Origin of the sequence: Pseudoalteromonas sp. NZS127_1 (assembly GCF_015864295.1) — a bacterium.
GTDB classification, from domain to species: domain Bacteria; phylum Pseudomonadota; class Gammaproteobacteria; order Enterobacterales; family Alteromonadaceae; genus Pseudoalteromonas; species Pseudoalteromonas arctica.
This window is the reverse complement of sequence record NZ_JADYXO010000001.1, coordinates 329,345-347,886: the sequence shown is the minus strand read 5'-3', so window position 1 is coordinate 347,886 and position 18,542 is coordinate 329,345. Positions and strand designations below refer to the sequence as shown.

The window sequence follows — 18,542 nt, the reverse complement described above, 5'->3', positions numbered from 1 at the left end:
TAACGATTAACTTAGCCAGGTGATTAACTTATCTTTCAGCGTTCTTGGTTTGATTGGTTTAGTAATATAGTCGTTCATGCCTGCAGTTAAACAACGTTCTCTATCACCTTCCATTGCGCTTGCTGTCATAGCAATAATAGGTATGTAAGTGTAGTCTACCCCGGCCTTACTATTTCTGATTTCACTTGTTGTATCGTAGCCATTTAAATTAGGCATTTGGCAATCCATTAAAATAACATCAAAAGCTTGCTCTGTGTTTTCTCTCAATGCTTCTAATGCTTCTACACCGTCTGATGCACAGGTGATTTTTACTTTAGTGCGTTTTAAAATCGCCTTAGCAACTTCAATATTAATCATATTATCGTCTACTAATAATATATGATAAGCAGACAAATCAGGCTCTACTTGTTCTTCTGTTAAGCCTTTTGGTGGCGCTATAATACAATCATTACTGGCACCAAATAAGCTGGCTAACTTATAGCTAAATTGATCTTGGGTAAGCGGTTTATTTAGAATGTGGCTACCCTCAGGTAATATCATTTTAGTCGGTTTATCGGTCACCATGTCGCGTAAAATTAAGACGTACTTTTTATTAAACTGCTTACAGTAATCAATTAACGCATCAATTTGAGGATGCTCATCGTCAATCAATAATAAGTCAGCTTCAAACTCTTTATGCTCACTAAAGTAGTCGAGTCTTACAATGTTTTCTGCATTTACTTTACAGGTTAGTAGCAATAAATCGCACACGTTTTTATAAACGTTATCGCGCGCTATTAATGCCGCTACGTTAATACTTGTAGCAAGCTCAATACCTGTGTTTAATTTTTTCTCTTGTGCTACATGTAGCTCAACTGTTGCGGTAAAGGTACTACCAGCACCCTTTTCACTTATAACCGTAATATTACCACCCATTAACTGAGCAAGTTTTTTACATATAGATAAGCCTAAGCCTGTACCACCAAAATGGCGGGTTGTACTTGAATCTTCTTGTGTAAACACTTCAAATAGTTTGTCTATGTTCTCTGGCGCTATACCAATTCCCGTGTCTTTTATTGTAAAGCTCATTAATAACTTTGAGTCGGTAATGTACTTAGAGCCGACAGTTAAACTTACTTCACCTCGGTGAGTAAATTTAAATGCATTATTAACTAAGTTAATTAAAATTTGTTTAAGTCGATGGCTGTCGCCAATAACCATTCTATCTACTACATCTTTTGTATCTAAAAACACTTCAAGACCTTTGCGCTGGCCCTGTAACGCTAAAGAGCTAATCATATCGCTACATACTGTAACAACATCAAATGTATGATTATCAATATCAAGCTTACCCGCTTCTATTTTAGAAAAATCGAGAATATCGTTAATCAAATTCATCAGAGAGTTAGCACTACTATTAGCTAATTTTAAGTAATGGTATTGTTGTTCACTTAAGCCATCTTCTTTGAGCATTTCAAGCATACCCAAAACGCCATTCATCGGTGTGCGTATTTCGTGAGATATATTTGCTACAAAGTCACTTTTTGCTTGGCTCGCTGCTAATGCTTGATCAATTGCTCGCTCTAGCTCAACAGTCCTTTGTGATACTTTTAGCTCTAAAGTACTGTTTAAGCCTTCAAGCTCTGATTGAGTATTTTTTAATGAGCTAATATTTCTTAAAATAGCCGCTACCTGATAACGGTTATTGTAGACATCAAAAATACTACTGAGTGTAATTGAAAAGTATTGTTTGTTGCCATAACCATCTGTGTAGATAGCTTCAAACGGCATTTTTGATCCGTTTGAAATAGTCTCTTCTATACAGTTATTATCGGCTTCATTTAAGTTAAATAAAGAAACAAAGTCAGGGCTAGTGCCTGAGATTGAATTACCGAAAACCTCTTTAGCTGTATTATTAAAGTGAACAATTTCGCCGTTTTGCTCAATTGTAAAAATAGCATCCAAAGAATTTTCTATTACTTTATTGTTTTGCTCTTTTAGAGAATTAATTAACAACTTACGGTTTATAAAACGTTGGTATAAAAAGGCAATAACTAAAAATACGCTAAAGAATACCACTAGCATTGCAATAAAGTTTTGACGCCTTTCGTTCACCTTTGCAAACAACGTTTTAGTATCAACACTTACACCAAGCTCTAAAGGTAACATCGCAATATCACCATCAAACGAAATACGTTTTTTTAACGTGTAAGCAATTGGGTAATTACTTAGCGGTAAAGTGCCTTGCTCTGCCATTGTGCTTGCAGTGGAAAATTCTTCAGTCCATGTTTTTGCTTTATTAAATTCAAAACCGAAGCGTAATTGAGAGTTTGGATGATATAAAAATTCACCTTCATTATTCATTAGGTAAATTTGTGTTCCTTGTGGAGATTCAACCGTTAAACTTTTTATTAATTTATCAGCAAAGTAGTTAGTGACTAATATTGCAAAAATTTTATTTTTTTCATCAAAAACAGGCTTAGCTACACGAAAAGTACTTATATAAGGTTCTTGTATCTGCCCATTTTCACGGTTGTAGTTAATTGGAGAAATATAAACACTTTTATTATCGAGCATACTCGCTTTTATCATGTAATCGCGTTGGCCTTTCTTTTGTAATTGCAGACCTTGCAGTCGATTAATTTCTCCGAGTTGGTTTCTATCAACCCTGACAACTTCTTGCCCACCATCTGCGAGAATAATATAGCGAGCCTGAAGTATGCTGTCGTCTGTGCGCATAAAACCACTAAAAATACTCGCTAAGCGCTCTTCCCAAACGTCGATGTGCGTGCCTAACAAGGGATCTATTTTCTTGTTTTCAGTGGCGCGAGTAATGCCTTTAATCGGGGGCGTTGCGTCTAAAAAGCGAATAGCGGTAACACTATCTTTAAGATGGTTTTTTAGTGAAAGGCTTTTTGTTTCAAGCTCACGTTTTAATTCTATTTGGGCTGAATTATAAACATCACTTCTTACTTTTTGGTCAAACAAATACAGAGATGGTAAAGCTATAAGAACAAATATTATTGTTGCAACGAGCATTAGTCTATTATTTTTTGTCACATTCAAAAAATTATTCTTTTTCAACATTTACCTTCACCATAAATTTTTATTGTTATTAGTATAGAGCATTAACGAAAGAATTGGACCACCTAACTAATCGGTTATCGTTATAATTTTTATAATAAAAAGACTAAATCATTAGTTTTATTTAGAGCACTCTCTCTATATGAATTATAAATGAATGAGAGTACCCATATCGACTCACGCAGCTTATAAAATAGTTTTTTCAAGCAATCATTCCTTTAAAATATAAAAGGTAGCCAATGCTACCTTTTATATATTTTTAGAGTGCTAAATCTATATTATTATCTAAACAGCACATCTTCTCTGTTAAACCATTTAACGCAAAATGCCAGTAGTCCGGCTGCAATGATTGCAGTTGCTAAAAATATTAAGCCTACAAATGTGTAATCAACAGTCCCTTTTACTATTTCTTTAATTGCTAAAGCCACGTTTGTAACAGGAATGAATGCTGTTTTAGCAGTAAGCTCCATATTTGGCATTATTGAAATAATAATAGGGAAAAACACGCCCATACTTAAGGGGGCCATATAGTTTTGTGCTTCTTTAAACGTACGTGCATAAATAGATATAGCCAGTGCCAAAGCCGAAAATATAGCAGCCACAGGCAGTAGCAATACAAATATCATCAGTAAATCGGTTACCGCTAATGTACTAAATGCCGCTTTAATAAAATCTAGATCGGCAAATGCTAACGCCAGTGCTATCCAGCAGCCCATACTTAAGACCGTTATGGTTGTGGAGGCAATGGATGTAGTTAACAAAGTTATAAATTTACCAAGCACCAGCTCTGTACGCGTAATAGGTGTAAGTAGGAGTGTTTCTAGCGTGCCGCGTTCTTTTTCGCCAGCGCCTAAATCAATAGCGGGATAAGTAGCCCCCATTAGTACTAATGGTATAAGTAAGTAAGGTAAAAAACCGCCAATTTTTTCGCCAAGGTTTTCACGTTTATCGGCTGTATCCACCTTAATTACTTCAATTGGGTTAAGAATAGATTTTTGAACAGACTCTTCAATACCAAAACTGATTAGCTTTTGAGTTTGCAGTACGTCACTGTATTCTTTTGCTAGCTCTTTGACGCGTTCGAATAAAAAGTTAATAGATTTTGAATCGTTAAAAACAACCTGCCACTGACTTTGTTCACCATTATCTAGTGTTTGCTCAGCATGGCTTGGTAAATAAATACCCATATCAATATCGCCAGCTATAACACCAGCTTTAAGCTCTTCAATGTTATTAAAGGTTTTAGCCCCTTTATAAAGCTCAAAACTTTTGTGATAAAACACTTTATCAGTAAATTCTTGTGCATATTCACCATTAATAATGGCATACGTATTTACTTTTTGTTCTGCGTCCATTGCTGCTTGTGAGCTTATAAATGCCATTACGGCAAACAATAACGGAAATATAGCGACAGGAAGCGCAACAACAAATAATAGCGTTTTTTTGTCGCGTAATAACTCTCTTAATTCCTTTTTAAATACCTCAAACATCATGTTTCTCCGTTAATATGTTCATAAACGCTTGATTAAGCTCATCACTATTACCTGCTTGTTTAAATTCATCTACTGTTCCGTCAAAGCAGCTAATACCTTCGTTAATTACAGCTACTCGGTCACATAAAAGTGCAACTTCATCTAAATGATGGGTAGAAAAAATAACAGGAGTACCTTGCGCCTTTAAACCCTTAATAAATTGAATAACGGTTTGCGTGGTCATTATATCGAGACCCGTTGTTGGCTCATCAAGCACAACAACTGCTGGGCGATGCACAACAGCACGCGCTATATTTGCTTTTTGCTTCATACCTGTTGATAGGTTTTCTGCGCGTTTATCTACAAACTTATGCATATCAAGCAATGTAAATAGCTCATCACAACGCGATGCAATATCGCTTTTGCTCATACCGTGGAGCTTTGCAAAATACTCTATGTTTTCTTTTACAGTTAAGCGGCCATACAAACCGGTAGAGCCCGATAAAAAACCGATAGACTTACGCCCCAGTAGCGGTTTTTTTACAATGTCGTTTCCGGCAATTGTTATTGAGCCTTCATCGGGCTTTAACGCGGTTGAAATCATTCTAAGTGTAGTTGTTTTACCCGCACCATTTGGGCCTAGCAATCCAAGTACTTCACCCTTTGCGCAGCTAAAACTCACATCTCGTACTGAGTGAAAATAATCTTTATCTTCACGAGGGTCGATGTCGTCTATTTTATTTTTTTTGTGATCTTTAGTTAGCTTAAATTTCTTTTTAAGCCCAGCAACTTCTATCATGTTCGTATCCTTCGTTTCGCTCTAAAATAATCTGTATTGTTGTAAAAAGAGTCGTCTTTGTTTTCGTCATGCCAGCCTGGCACACCTAATAAAGGCAGTGGTGAAAGCTGTTTGTTATCGGCTAAGCAGTTATCTGTATTAATCATCTCATAAAGGGCTTGGTCTAGGTACTGATATTGAGTAACTAAATCTTTACAAAATATTTCATCCGGTACACAAACAAACAATGCTTTACCCGTTAAACCTATATAAGGTTTGGTGAGCATTTCATAATTAGCATGGCCAAACATAAAAGGTTTTATTGTTTTACCCCACTCATGTTTGTGTTCAACAAATGCTGTTTTCCATTGATGATCGCAAAGCCACTGCTGCCATTTACTCTCACTTATAGCTAATACAACACCACATTCATCAAAGAGCGTTAATGCATTACGATGTTTGGTACGCTGTTGTAATCCATGTTCAGCTATATCTTGTACATGCCGCTGGTTTATAAGTGCTTTAGTTTTAGGAAATAAACACCAAATAAAGCCACCAAATAAGTCATGCCAGTTCTCACTGCGTGTAGGTACAACACCCGTTTCAAAAATAACTTGTTCGTAATAACGATCGCCAAAATCTACCTTTGCATCATCTTCAAAAGTAATAGGAATATTATTCGCATTAATAGCGGTTAAAAATGGAGAAAACCACTGCGGCGCCGGCCAATCTGTTAGTTCGTTAACTTTAAACAGCTCACGTAAATGCGCAAATGCACCTGTTTCTAAACTACTGATTTGCCACTGCTCGGGGGGAGTAAAACGCTTCATTTAAACCTTTAACAATTTATGCCTATAATTTACGAGAAGTTTACCGCAAAAACTGGTTCTACTTAATAGAAGTTAATATACTAATCACAACTTAAAACAAAAAAAGAGCTGACATGAAACATTATTTCTCTCTCACACTCCTCGCTACCGCTGTTTTAGCAGGTTGCGCAACAACAAGTATTACACCTACTGATGTAACAAATGGTTATAACAGTATCCAAGCTGATGAACTGGCTAAACATGTAAAAGTACTTGCATCGGACGAATTTGGTGGTCGTGCTCCTTCATCACCAGGCGAAAAGCTAACGCTTGATTATTTAACTGCGCAGTTTAAAGCTTTAGGTTTAAAACCAGGTAATGGCGACAGTTACTTACAAGAAGTGCCATTAGTTTCTTTAGAAGCTGATTCGAACATGGTGCTTAGTATTGGCGGTAAAGACTACCAATACAAAAAAGACATGGTTATGGGTAGCAGTCGGATAAGTGCTCAAGAAAGCATAGAAAACTCTGAACTTGTATTTGTGGGCTACGGCGTTAATGCACCTGAATACAATTGGAATGATTACGAAGGTTTAAACGTTAAGGGCAAAACGGTTGTAATGCTGGTTAACGATCCGGGTTTTGCAACAAAAGACCCTGCTTTATTTACTGGCGACGCGATGACCTATTATGGGCGTTGGACATATAAATACGAAGAAGCGAGTCGCCGTGGTGCCGCAGGTGCAATTATCATTCATGAAACAGCACCTGCATCTTATCCGTGGTCGGTTGTTGAAAACTCGTGGAGCGGCGAGCAGTTTGGTTTTCAAAAAGAAAACAACAACATGGACCGTGTAGCTGTTGAAGGCTGGGTTACAACTGACGTAGCAAAAGAGCTCTTTACTAAAGCAGGTTTAGATTTTGATACCGTTAAAACGAATGCTGCCAAAGGTGCTTACCATGTTGATATGGGCGATTTAACTGCTTCTGTTACTATTAAAAACACGATTAAAAAATCGGTGTCATATAACTTTATCGCCACTTTACCTGGTAGTGAAAAACCAGATGAGCATGTTATTTACTCAGCTCATTGGGATCACTTAGGCACAGATAAAACACGTAAAGGCGATCAAATTTATAACGGTGCTCACGATAATGCAACGGGTACAGCGGGTCTTATTGAAGTAGCTGAAGCTTTTACTAAATTACCTAAGCATCCTAGCCGCTCGATGACCTTTTTAGCGGTAACTGCTGAAGAGCAAGGCTTATTAGGGTCTAAATACTATGCGGCAAATCCTGTGATTGCAGCGAATAAAACAGTCGCTAACATAAACATGGATAGCTTAAATTTATTAGGCAAAGTAAAAGATATGAACGTGGTTGGTATTGGTAAATCTCAAATGGATGAGTTTTTAACTAATGCAGCTAAAGAGCAAGGCAGAACAATATCTGGCGATCCTAAACCATCATCGGGTGGTTACTACCGCTCTGATCACTTTGCATTTGCAAATATGGGTATTCCGGCAATGTATGCAGGCGGTGGAACTGTGGCTGCTGATGAAGAAACAGCTAATTATCGTAAACGCATGAGCTTAGTACTTCGCGGTTGTTACCATCAACCGTGCGACCGCTACCGTGATGAATGGGATTTATCGGGTGCTGTTCAAGACTTACAATTATTTTATAAAGTAGGTTTTGATATTTCTGAAACAGAACAGTGGCCAACATGGAATACAAACTCTGAATTTCAGCGTAAGTAGCCTTATTTGAGTTTACTTATCGAAAAATTCAAAGTGAGTAATCGATTTAAATAGATGTAAATGATATTGATTATCATTTAATTAAAATATACAGTGTGACCTAGTTAATTTATTAGGTCGCATTGTATGATTTCACTCCCTCACATTGGTTTTATTACTCCTGCCTCAAAACGATTTTTGAGCCAAAATAAACGCTTACTGCTGCCTTTATTTATTTTAACTTGCCTTGCAATACCGCAATTACGCGAAATAACAATGACCGCACTGAGTGATGCATTTTTTCAAGTGAGTGTGTTTGTTGCTGCTACCCTTTTAATTTATTACTACGCTATAGAACACTTACCTCAATTAGAGCTTAGTTATTTAAGTGCCAAGTCCCCTATTTTAGAAATTAGCTTTGCAGCTGTTTTAGGTGCATTACCTGGCTGTGGTGGCGCTATTATTGTGGTTACTCAATTTACAAAAGGCCAAGCAAGCTTTGGTGCTATTGTTGCTGTGCTAACAGCTACAATGGGAGATGCAGCATTTTTATTACTTGCTACCCGCCCTACTGAAGGCTTGTTAATTATGGGAATAGGGTTAGTTGTGGGTACATTCAGTGGTTTACTGGTTAATACAATACACAAAAAAGACTTTTTACGCCCAACAGCGCAAGAACAAAACCACCAAATTAAAATACTCTCAACTAACATTATTAAAATCAGCAAACCGGTTTGGATGGCAGCAATTATCCCAAGCCTTATAATTGCCTTTTTGATTGCGTTTAATGTTGATTTTTCACAGTTTGGTTCAAGCACAAGTACTGTAATTACGCTATTTGGTGCATTAATGGCTTTATTTATTGTTAGTATTTGGGCACTTTCGTCAAGAGGTGAAAGCTATCAAGAAGTAACGTCAGAAGACGATGCATGTAACCCCCCTTCTAAAATAATAAAAGTATTACAAGATACCCATTTTGTAACGGCATGGGTTGTAGCCTCTTTTATGCTATTTGAGATTTTGGTTAATATTGCAGGACTTGATTTAAAAACGTGGTTTGTACATTACGCCTATTTAGCCCCATTAATTGCAGTGCTTATTGGATTTTTACCCGGCTGTGGCCCGCAAATAATTGTTACAACGCTTTATATTCAAGGCATTATTCCCTTTAGTGCTTTAGCAGGAAACGCAATTTCTAACGATGGTGATGCGTTATTTCCAGCAATAGCAATGGCGCCCAAAGCTGCAGTTATAGCTACACTTTATACATCTATTCCCGCATTAATAGTTGGTTATGGGTTGTATTTTTTTGCTGAAATTTAAAAAATGAGATTTAAAAAACACAAAAAAGCTCAGCAATTGCTGAGCTTTTAACATGTTAAGTTATTCTTACTTATAAAGTTGCAGGTTCTACTGCTAATTCTTTTGGATTTGGACCAAAATCATTTTCGCCTTCGTGTGAATCTTGAGCAAGGAAAACAATTAAAACAATCCAGCCGATTACTGGCACTAACCAAAGTAGCTGCCACCATCCTGAACGGCCTGTATCGTGTAAACGACGTGCACCCGCACTCAATTGAGGGATCAATAAAGCTAAGCTATATATTGAGCTTACGAACATTGTGTTTGTAATACCATCTATAACACTTGTTAAAAGCGAAAAAATAATATTAATTAGCATAAACATCCAAAATGCTTTACGACGATTACGGCCTGAAAAATCTGCGTAGCTACGCAACGCGTTCATATAATGTTCCATGAAATTTCCTTAGTGTTATTTTTTATATTCCCTAACGGGGTTAACTTTATTACTTTTTAGTAACATTTGTATCTTAATTAAAAACAGCTGACATTAAAACAAAAAACCAGCTAAAAGCTGGTTTTTATTACATATTAACAATTTAGCTATTAACTCATAGCCATCATCATTGCCGATGGGTTTTCTAAGTACGATTTCCATAGGTTATTAAAGCGAGCAATAGTGCCGCCATCAATAACGCGATGATCGCCAGACCAGCTCACTTGCATAATAGCTTTACTCACAACCTGCCCACTTTCATCAAAACGCGGTAGATGCTGCAGTTTACCTAGCGCAACAATAGCCACTTCTGGTTTATTAATTATAGGGGACGCGATAGTGCCGCCAATAGCACCAATGTTAGAGATGCTAATTGTCCCACCTTTTAAATCATCGGGTGCAACACGGCCTTCTCGCGCAGAATGAGTTAAACGGGTTAAATCATTTGCCACATCAACAATGCTTTTACTCTGGCACGATTTAATATTAGGCACTAACAAGCCAATTTTAGAATCAACCGCTATACCGATATTATGATCGTTATAATAGGTAAGCTCTGAGCATTCATCGTTCACTTTTGAATTAAGTACAGGGTACTCTTTCATTGCTAGCGAGAGTGCTTTTACAAAAAATGGCATCATGGTGAGCTTAACGCCTTGTGCTTTATACTGCTCTTTTAAAGCGCTACGCAAAGCTATAAGCTGTGTTAAGTCTATTTCATCACTAAACGTAAAGTGCGGAATAGTTGAAACCGAAGCTACCATTTGCTTGGCCATGGCCGCTTTAATACCTTTAATTTGCTCTACTCGTACGCCACCGCTTTGATTCTGTGTTTGGTTTTGTACTGCACTTTGAGAAGCATCGCTATTAAGCGGTGAAGTATCAATAGTATTTGGCACTTCGCCTTTTACAAACTCTTCAATATCTTGCTTGTAAATACGTCCATTTTTACCACTACCTGGTACACAGGTTAAATCAACATCTAGCTCACGTGCTTTACGACGAACCGCAGGTGATGCAACCGCTTTTTGATTGATAACTTTAGCAGTTTGCTGTGTTTTAACAGGGGCAACTTTTTCAGCGACGGCATTAGTTTGAGCCTTTACGACCGCTTGGTTTATATCAACATTTGGTTTTGCTGCACTGCCTGCAATTGTCATTTGAAACAACGGGCTATGTACTTTTGCTATTTCACCTTTCTGGTAATATAGTTTTTTTACTGTGCCTGTATATTTTGCCGGAATTTGTACTAATGCTTTGTCGGTCATTACGTCACAAACCGCTTGGTCTTCTTCTATTTCGTCGCCTTCAGCAACTAACCAATCAACAATCTCACACTCAACAATACCTTCACCAATATCCGGTAATATAAAGTCCTCAACCACATCAGCTGCATCATTAGTTTTATTTTCAGCTTGTACTGGCTCTTGTACTACTTCATTGCTAATGCTTTCACCTGCTACATCCATAGCGAATAAAGGGGCATGTACTTTAGCAATCTCACCTTTTAGATAATATAGCTTTGAAATAACGCCATCATGCACTGCCGGAATTTGTACTAATGCTTTGTCTGTCATAACATCGCAAATTGGCTGATCTTCAGATACGGTATCGCCTTCTTGTATTAGCCATTCAACTACTTCGCATTCAACAATGCCTTCACCAATATCGGGTAATATAAAATCTTTAGCCATGGTAACCCCTAAAAATCCATTGATTGTTTAATTGCAGCCAACACTTTTAGTGCATCCGGTACGTATTCTTTTTCAAGTGCCAGCGGGTATGGCGTATCTAGACCACATACACGTAAAATTGGCGACTCTAAATGCAAGAAACACTCTTGTTGTATTGTCGCGGCTATCTCTGCACCAAAGCCATTGGTTATAGGCGCTTCATGACTCACGATTAAACGGCCGGTTTTAATAACCGATTTAGCAATCGTTTCAACATCCCATGGTAAAATACTACGAAGATCAATAACTTCACAGCTTATACCTTGCTCACTTGCTTGCTTTGCTGCATCTTCAATAATCTCCATTTGAGCACCCCACGCTAAAAGCGTAATATCGGCCCCCTCTTGTACTACTTCAGCCGTGCCTAATTCAATACTATAATCTTCTTCTGGCACTTCGCCAATTGATGCACGATATAAACGCTTAGGCTCAAAAAATATGACCGGGTTATCATCTTTAATTGATGCACGTAATAAACCTTTAGCTTGATAAGGGTTACGCGGTACAACTACTTTCAAACCAGGTGTGTGCGCAAAATACGCCTCGGGTGATTGTGAATGGTATAAACCACCGGCAATACCGCCACCATAAGGTGTACGAATAGTTAAGTTACCGACATTAAATTCATTACCACTGCGATAACGAAATTTAGCGGCTTCATTTACTATTTGATCAAACGCTGGGAAAATATAATCAGCAAATTGAATTTCTGCCAATGCAGGCGCACCAAAAGCAGCTAAACCATTAGCAAAACCTAAAATACCTTGCTCGGTTAAAGGCGTATTAAAAACACGATGTTTACCGTACTTCTCTTGCAAGCCCGATGTTGCTCTAAATACACCACCGAAGTAACCAACATCTTCACCAAAAATACAGGCTTGAGGGTGTTCATTCATCGTAATATCGAGAGCAGAGTTAATTGCGTGGAGCATGTTCATTTTAGCCATTACTTAATTCTCCCTGCGGTTACTGGGTAAGCATCTGGATGCTGTTTTATATGTTCTTTTAGTTGCTCGTACTGGCGTTGCAGTAATGGAATTGGTGTATCGTAAACGTCAGATACCAGTTCTTCTAAAGCGGGCTTTGCAACAACTTCAGCACGTTTAAGCGCTGCTAAAATTTCTTCACGAATCGACTCTTTTGCTTTTATATCGTCTTCTTCGTTTAACCAGTCTTGCTTGACCAGCCATTTTCTAAATTTATCAATAGGACACGTTTGATGATTCGCTTCTTCATCTTTAGAGCGATAACCACTTGGATCGTCTGACGTAGAGTGCGCACCCAAACGATAAGCAATCGATTCAATAAGTACAGGTTCACCTTGTGTTGAGGCTATTTCGCGTGCTTTTTTAGTTGCCGCATAAACAGCAAGTGCATCTGTGCCATCAACACGAATTGTTTTAATGCCATAACCCACACCACGCGACGCAATACCGTCGCCTTTAAACTGCTCATCAGCAGGGGTAGATATGGCATAGCCGTTATTACGTGCAAAAAATATAACCGGCGCTTTGTGAACAGCGGCCATATTTAAACCGGCATGAAAGTCACCTTCAGATGCAGCACCTTCACCAAAGTAACAAATAGTCACATTATCAATTGTGCTGGCAAGCTCGCCTGTTTTAGCGTCGATGTGCTTTATTTTTTGGCCATATGCATAACCCGTTGCCTGTGGTATTTGCGTACCCAATGGCGATGAAATCGTCATGTAGTTTAGCGCTTTAGACCCATAATGAATTGGCATTTGACGGCCTTTGCCTAAATCCAATTCATTTGAAAACATTTGGTTCATAAATTGATCAAGAGTAAAGCCACGATAATGCAGGGCTGCCTGTTCACGATATTGAGCCATGATCATATCGTCTTGATCCAGTGCAGCAGCAGAGGCTGTAACTGCGGCTTCTTCGCCTAGGCATTGCATATAAAAACTAACACGGCCTTGGCGCTGCGCGCCTTGCATACGTTCATCTAACAAACGTATAAAACGCATTGTTTCATATAACTTAATAGCGGTATGTTTTGAAATGTCAGGTGCGGTTGCACTAGGATGAATGTCGCCGTCCTCAGTTAAAATACTAAGGGTTGGAATATTAAGCGCTTGACCATCAATAAATTCAAGCTCGTGGTTAATATTCAGCGATACGTTATTTGGATTACTCATAACCTACCTTCTTTTGTTGTCGGTAAAACAGTGCCCCTTTAAATTATTATTGTGGGTGATTGTTGCTGGTTAAACTTTGCAACATCTGCACTATCTTTAATTAAAGCTGCCAACACTTTACGTTAACGTAAAGTGTTATTCAACAGATCTGGGACGAAACAAAAGCAAATACTGGTTAAATAAGTGGCAAGTTAACGATACGGTTACTTTAATTAATAGTAATCATATAGTTAACTTTAAGTTACTAGTGGTCTGATGAGTTAAATTAGACGAAATTGCTATCAATATCCATTGGAATAACAGTAAGGAGTGCTCTTTGCCCTAATGCTACGCTCGCATTTGGAAAAATAATAGCCTCTCCTTCAACGTCAGCGTAAATCGCTGTATCACCGTCGGTTGCAAGTAGTGCACCTTTCGCAAAGCCAGTAAAGTTCTCGGCATCGTCAGAAAAAGGAAAGCTAAAATCGTTCTGCGTTCTATTTATTGTGCGATGGACAGCAAACAATTCAAAATCGTTTGCATTAAATTCAGGATATTTAACTTCATTTTGACTAATTAATGCAGTTAAGGTTTGCTTTGTTTTTTCAAAGCGAGCCATATCGTTTTGACCAAATGGCTTAACTTGACCCAGCTCTACCGTAAAAGAATCAGCACCGTGTATAAATGACGAATAATAGCTAAATGTTGTTGCAGGAGATTTCATCATAAGCACGGTATTTACACCACAACTCAATAAAAATTGTAGCTGCGACTTTTTCCATGGCTTACCATGTAAAAATGGATACACAGCAAATTTTTCGTTTTTAGAGCCTCTAATTGCAGTGTGTAAGTCGTAATGACATCGCGTACTGCCTTGCTCGCCACGTGTATAAAAATCGCTTACGTACTGCTCAAGCTTTGCAGCGCGGTTTCGCTCATTATTCATTGGTACACCTTCAATTGTATGGTGACCATTAAATAATCTATTTAAGTTTTCTTCTACAAAACGCAGGCCAATATTAATTGATTGTGGATTACCGTAAATAAACAAAACACGCTGCTTAAGTATCAGCTCGCCTTTTATAATTTGTTTAATAAGTGCATCACAAATTTCAATTGGCGCAGTTTCGTTACCGTGTACAGCGCTTGAATAAACTACATCTTTTGACGTTATAACAGCAGGTTGAAACTCAATGACTCCGGTATCGTGTATATTTACACGAGTCCCATTATCTAAAACAAACTCACCTGCATCTAAATGCCATTCGTTGTCACGACTAAGCGTTAAAAAATCGCCTGTTTGTTTTAATTCATTTAAGTAAGATGGATTGGCTGACATATAATAAGCCCTTTAAAAATAATGTGAGAGTAGACTCTTATGCATATATTTTTATAAATACACAAGGTATAGAAACGAAAACGGCTGAATAAATCAGCCGTTTTAAAATTATTAGATTAAGTTAGCTTATAACTGAATCTACAAGCTTTTTAGCTTCTTTTTCAAGTAACGCTAAATGCTCTTCACCTTTAAATGATTCAAGGTATATTTTATAAATATCTTCAGTACCTGATGGACGCGCTGCAAACCAGCCATTTTCAGTAACCACTTTTAAACCACCAATGGCAGCATCGTTACCTGGTGCATGAGTCAATTTTTGCAAAATAGGCTCGCCAGCAAGTGTATCTGCTTTTACATCAGAAGCACTCAATGCTTGTAAACGTGATTTTTGACCGCTTGTGGCTGGTGCATCTAGGCGTTTATAAATTGGAGAACCAAACTCTTGTTCTAATTCTTTATAAAGGACTGATGGCGTTTTACCTGTTACTGCTAATATTTCTGCAGCGAGTAGACCCATAATAAAGCCGTCTTTATCTGTACACCATACAGAGCCATCAAAACGTAAGAATGCAGCACCTGCGCTTTCTTCGCCACCAAAGGCAAGCTTGCCTTTGCTTAAGCCTTCAACAAACCATTTAAAGCCTACTGGTACTTCTTTAACCTTACGGTTGTTACGAGCAGCTACTTTGTCGATCATAGAGCTAGAAACCAATGTTTTACCAATTTCTACGGTTTCATTCCAATCACGGTGTTTAAGTAAGTAATCGATTGCCACTGCTAAAAAGTGGTTTGGATTCATTAAGCCGTCTGGCGTTACAATACCGTGACGATCGTAGTCAGGGTCGTTACCAATAGACACATCAAAATCATCTTTTAGTGCAATAAGATTTGCCATTGAATAAGGTGATGAACAATCCATACGAATTTTGCCGTCTTTATCAAGTGGCATAAAAGCAAAACGTGGATCAACAACATCATTAACTACGGTTAAATCTAAATTATATTTTTTTGCAATGACTGGCCAAAAATTAATACCTGAACCACCTAGTGGATCGATACCAATTTTAATACCTGCATCGCTAATTGCTTTTAAATTAACGATATTTGCTAAGTCATCAATATAAGGAGTCATTAAATCTTCGTAGCGGATAAAGCCAGAACGCGATGCCTTAGCGAATGGGAATAACTCAACTTCAACTAAATCTTCTAGTAAAAGTTGATTAGCTCTGTCTTCAATCCATTTAGTGACGTCGGTATCTGCTGGTCCGCCATTAGGTGGGTTGTATTTAAAGCCACCATCTTCAGGAGGGTTATGCGAAGGCGTAACAACAATCCCGTCTGCTAATTCATTTGGGTGTAGCTTATTGTGGCTAACGATTGCATGGCTAATCACTGGTGTTGGCGTAAAATCACCATCTTCTTGTGTGATCACTTGCACTTCATTCGCAACAAGTACTTCTATTGCAGAGTTAAATGCGGCTTCACTCAATGCGTGTGTGTCTTTGCCTAAAAATAACGGACCAAATATGTCATTTTGTTTTCTGTAATCACAAATAGCCTGAGTAATCGCTAGAATGTGTGACTCGTTAAATTTAACATCGTAAGAACAACCACGGTGGCCTGAGGTACCAAAGGCAACACAATGCTCTGGATTTTGTTCAAGATCAGGTTCATTTAAGTAATACGCAGATACTAATTTAGGTACGTTAACCAGTGCCGATTGTGGAGCAGTTTTGCCTGCGCCTGAGTGAATAGCCATTATATTTCCTTACAGGTAATCGCGAATTTTTTCAGCTTGCTCTGCACTATATCCAAGGCAAAGAGCAACTTCATGAAGCATCATTTTTTTACGCGTTGTATTAGAATTAGTCATAACCCAATATTCACTATCGGTTATGTTTTTAGGATTCATACTACTACCGCTATTTACTAAAGCTTCTTTACTAGTAGCAAAGTAAACACGGTCACGCCCTTTTATGTCTAATACCGCAGAAAAATCAGTTTTATGTGTGCGGTAAAATGCACTTAAAATAAACAAAAAGCGTCCAACAACACCTTTTTGCATTGCCAGCTCTTCTTTATTTAATACATTAAAAACATTATCGCTTTTTTGCTTCACGGGTGCGTGAGCTACAGGCGTTTGTTTTTTTGAAGTCTCAGCAGCAGATGGCTCTGAGCTTTTTAATGTGGCGGTAGACGTAGTCGCAGTTTGATTATTTTGAGTTAGTTCTACGTTTGCGGTTTGAATTTTTTCGCCGCTCAGATTTAATAAACGACGTAAAATAGTGGATGCACTTTCACCAATACTTTGCGTATTGCTAGCAATATATTGATATAACTCGTCGTCTATGTCGATTTGTTTCATGTTCTTCCTGTCATTACGGGTCACATTTTTTTCTCCCGTGTGATTATACCCAAACCAATCAGAAATGCGAGTTACAACAAGCACTCCCGTAAACATATTAATATTTACCTCATTGTTGTTGATTTAACAAACAAAAGCCCAATTTAATAAATAGTCGCTGTATTTTTTGCTTTTTAGAGCAATGCTCGGCAAACTATGGCGAAATTTTCAGGAGGCGGGTATGCAGTTAAATTACAAGCAACAAGGGCAAGGTCCTAATGTTATTTTGATACATGGGCTTTTTGGATCATTAGAAAACCTAAATGTAATAGCAAAACCATTAAGTGAACACTTTACTGTTATTAACGTTGATTTACGTAACCACGGGCTTTCTCCTCATAGTGATGAAATGAACTACCCAGCAATGGCACAAGATATTGTTGAGTTATTAGCACATTTGAACATAGATAAAGCACATTTAGTTGGGCACTCTATGGGTGGTAAAGTGGCAATGGAATTAGCGCTTACACATCCTGAACTTGTAAATAAGCTTGTTGTACTTGATATAGCACCTGTTAGTTACCCTGCTCGGCACACAAAAATATTACAGGCATTAAAAGCGGTTTCAGCACAATCAATTGACGATAGAAAACAAGCTGATGCTCTAATGCAGCCTTACATAGAAGAGCTGGGAGTTCGACAGTTTCTACTTAAAAGCCTCGCTAAAAATGAGGAAGGTCATTTTGCATGGCGATTTAATTTAAATGTGCTTGACGAAAAATATTCTACAATTACATCCAATGTTAATGAAAACAATTCTTGTTTATGCGATACTCTTTTCATTAAAGGTAATGATTCTGACTATATTTTGCCCGAGCATCGTACTGCAATTAAAGCTCGCTTTAAAAATACCAAGGCTAAAATAATTCATGGCGCAAGCCATTGGCTTCATGCTCAAAAGCCACTTGCCGTAAATAAAGCGATAAACGACTTTTTAACTGCGGTTTAAAGCAATTTTAATCGCGTGTTTTTGATTTTGCGCACTAAATATATGAATAATTATATGCTATAGTACGCGCCGTTTAATTTAAAGGTTATACGTTGATGGTCAGTCAGTTAATTAACGAATTTGATACCCTAGGGTTGTATTTTGGCTTAGCCGGTATTTTCATATTCATCGGCATGGCAATTAAAGACGTACTAAAAAGTGGCAATGTGCCTAAGTTCGGACAATACATTGTCTGGGGTGTGCTCTTTTTAGGTTGTTCAGGCTTTATTGCTAAAGGTCTTATTCAAGTATTTTGGCAAGGCGCAGGTGTAGGTTAAG

Annotated in this window: 15 protein-coding genes; 4 read left to right on the top strand and 11 right to left on the bottom strand. The window is 37.9% G+C overall.

Annotated elements, in window-relative coordinates:
• Positions 1-6 precede the first annotated feature (6 nt).
• From I6F50_RS01405 to I6F50_RS01390, 4 genes are all read right to left on the bottom strand, one after another.
• Complete coding sequence (locus tag I6F50_RS01405) at positions 7-3,066, bottom strand: ATP-binding protein (RefSeq protein ID WP_197119335.1); 3,060 nt, start codon at positions 3,064-3,066, stop codon at positions 7-9.
• A 278-nt stretch (positions 3,067-3,344) separates the two neighbouring features.
• Positions 3,345-4,553 carry an ABC transporter permease gene (locus I6F50_RS01400; protein WP_008171197.1) on the bottom strand — a complete coding sequence of 403 codons (1,209 nt, stop codon included), beginning with the start codon at positions 4,551-4,553 and terminating at the stop codon, positions 3,345-3,347.
• Positions 4,546-5,334: an ABC transporter ATP-binding protein gene (locus I6F50_RS01395; protein ID WP_007586825.1), complete on the bottom strand. Its 789-nt coding sequence runs from the start codon at positions 5,332-5,334 to the stop codon at positions 4,546-4,548. The genes I6F50_RS01400 and I6F50_RS01395 overlap by 8 nt, the downstream gene beginning before the upstream one ends.
• Positions 5,331-6,143 (bottom strand): DUF3025 domain-containing protein, encoded by an 813-nt coding sequence (locus I6F50_RS01390; RefSeq protein WP_165741322.1) that lies wholly within the window; start codon positions 6,141-6,143, stop codon positions 5,331-5,333. Before I6F50_RS01390 ends, I6F50_RS01395 begins: the two co-directional genes overlap by 4 nt.
• 113 nt (positions 6,144-6,256) lie before the next feature.
• Here I6F50_RS01390 and I6F50_RS01385 point away from each other — a divergent pair, with 113 nt between their 5' ends.
• Positions 6,257-7,882, top strand: coding sequence for a M28 family metallopeptidase (locus I6F50_RS01385; protein ID WP_197119334.1), 1,626 nt, complete (start codon positions 6,257-6,259; stop codon positions 7,880-7,882).
• 126 nt (positions 7,883-8,008) lie between these two features.
• Positions 8,009-9,184: a putative manganese transporter gene (locus I6F50_RS01380; protein WP_197119333.1), complete on the top strand. Its 1,176-nt coding sequence runs from the start codon at positions 8,009-8,011 to the stop codon at positions 9,182-9,184.
• A gap of 70 nt (positions 9,185-9,254) precedes the next feature.
• Here I6F50_RS01380 and I6F50_RS01375 read toward each other — a convergent pair whose 3' ends face one another.
• From I6F50_RS01375 to seqA, 7 genes are all read right to left on the bottom strand, one after another.
• Complete coding sequence (locus I6F50_RS01375) at positions 9,255-9,620, bottom strand: DUF805 domain-containing protein (RefSeq protein WP_197119332.1); 366 nt, start codon at positions 9,618-9,620, stop codon at positions 9,255-9,257.
• 149 nt (positions 9,621-9,769) lie between these two features.
• Positions 9,770-11,353, bottom strand: coding sequence for a dihydrolipoyllysine-residue acetyltransferase (locus I6F50_RS01370; RefSeq protein ID WP_197119331.1), 1,584 nt, complete (start codon positions 11,351-11,353; stop codon positions 9,770-9,772).
• Positions 11,354-11,361: 8 nt separating this feature from the next.
• Complete coding sequence (locus I6F50_RS01365) at positions 11,362-12,339, bottom strand: alpha-ketoacid dehydrogenase subunit beta (RefSeq protein WP_008171214.1); 978 nt, start codon at positions 12,337-12,339, stop codon at positions 11,362-11,364.
• Positions 12,339-13,553, bottom strand: a complete 1,215-nt coding sequence (locus I6F50_RS01360; RefSeq protein ID WP_024596866.1) for a thiamine pyrophosphate-dependent dehydrogenase E1 component subunit alpha — start codon at positions 13,551-13,553, stop codon at positions 12,339-12,341. The genes I6F50_RS01365 and I6F50_RS01360 overlap by 1 nt, the downstream gene beginning before the upstream one ends.
• Positions 13,554-13,818: 265 nt before the next feature.
• Positions 13,819-14,871: a succinylglutamate desuccinylase gene (astE, locus tag I6F50_RS01355; RefSeq protein WP_165727887.1), complete on the bottom strand. Its 1,053-nt coding sequence runs from the start codon at positions 14,869-14,871 to the stop codon at positions 13,819-13,821.
• Positions 14,872-14,992: 121 nt separating this feature from the next.
• Complete coding sequence (gene pgm, locus I6F50_RS01350) at positions 14,993-16,630, bottom strand: phosphoglucomutase (alpha-D-glucose-1,6-bisphosphate-dependent) (protein ID WP_165741148.1); 1,638 nt, start codon at positions 16,628-16,630, stop codon at positions 14,993-14,995.
• A 9-nt stretch (positions 16,631-16,639) separates the two neighbouring features.
• Positions 16,640-17,236 carry a replication initiation negative regulator SeqA gene (seqA, locus tag I6F50_RS01345; RefSeq protein WP_024589204.1) on the bottom strand — a complete coding sequence of 199 codons (597 nt, stop codon included), beginning with the start codon at positions 17,234-17,236 and terminating at the stop codon, positions 16,640-16,642.
• A 220-nt stretch (positions 17,237-17,456) separates the two neighbouring features.
• Here seqA and I6F50_RS01340 point away from each other — a divergent pair, with 220 nt between their 5' ends.
• Both I6F50_RS01340 and I6F50_RS01335 read left to right on the top strand, forming a co-directional pair.
• Entirely contained in the window at positions 17,457-18,224 is a 768-nt protein-coding gene (locus I6F50_RS01340; RefSeq protein ID WP_197175132.1) for an alpha/beta fold hydrolase, read from the top strand.
• Positions 18,225-18,319: 95 nt separating this feature from the next.
• Positions 18,320-18,541 (top strand): DUF2788 domain-containing protein, encoded by a 222-nt coding sequence (locus I6F50_RS01335; protein WP_002962930.1) that lies wholly within the window; start codon positions 18,320-18,322, stop codon positions 18,539-18,541.
• The last annotated feature ends 1 nt before the right edge of the window (position 18,542 follow it).

Coding starts and splice junctions, on each gene's coding strand:
- I6F50_RS01405 (WP_197119335.1), bottom strand. CDS start 3,066: ATGTTGAAAAAGAATAATTTTTTGAATGTGACAAAAAATAATAGACTA.
- I6F50_RS01400 (WP_008171197.1), bottom strand. CDS start 4,553: ATGTTTGAGGTATTTAAAAAGGAATTAAGAGAGTTATTACGCGACAAA.
- I6F50_RS01395 (WP_007586825.1), bottom strand. CDS start 5,334: ATGATAGAAGTTGCTGGGCTTAAAAAGAAATTTAAGCTAACTAAAGAT.
- I6F50_RS01390 (WP_165741322.1), bottom strand. CDS start 6,143: ATGAAGCGTTTTACTCCCCCCGAGCAGTGGCAAATCAGTAGTTTAGAA.
- I6F50_RS01385 (WP_197119334.1), top strand. CDS start 6,257: ATGAAACATTATTTCTCTCTCACACTCCTCGCTACCGCTGTTTTAGCA.
- I6F50_RS01380 (WP_197119333.1), top strand. CDS start 8,009: ATGATTTCACTCCCTCACATTGGTTTTATTACTCCTGCCTCAAAACGA.
- I6F50_RS01375 (WP_197119332.1), bottom strand. CDS start 9,620: ATGGAACATTATATGAACGCGTTGCGTAGCTACGCAGATTTTTCAGGC.
- I6F50_RS01370 (WP_197119331.1), bottom strand. CDS start 11,353: ATGGCTAAAGATTTTATATTACCCGATATTGGTGAAGGCATTGTTGAA.
- I6F50_RS01365 (WP_008171214.1), bottom strand. CDS start 12,339: ATGGCTAAAATGAACATGCTCCACGCAATTAACTCTGCTCTCGATATT.
- I6F50_RS01360 (WP_024596866.1), bottom strand. CDS start 13,553: ATGAGTAATCCAAATAACGTATCGCTGAATATTAACCACGAGCTTGAA.
- astE (WP_165727887.1), bottom strand. CDS start 14,871: ATGTCAGCCAATCCATCTTACTTAAATGAATTAAAACAAACAGGCGAT.
- pgm (WP_165741148.1), bottom strand. CDS start 16,630: ATGGCTATTCACTCAGGCGCAGGCAAAACTGCTCCACAATCGGCACTG.
- seqA (WP_024589204.1), bottom strand. CDS start 17,236: ATGAAACAAATCGACATAGACGACGAGTTATATCAATATATTGCTAGC.
- I6F50_RS01340 (WP_197175132.1), top strand. CDS start 17,457: ATGCAGTTAAATTACAAGCAACAAGGGCAAGGTCCTAATGTTATTTTG.
- I6F50_RS01335 (WP_002962930.1), top strand. CDS start 18,320: ATGGTCAGTCAGTTAATTAACGAATTTGATACCCTAGGGTTGTATTTT.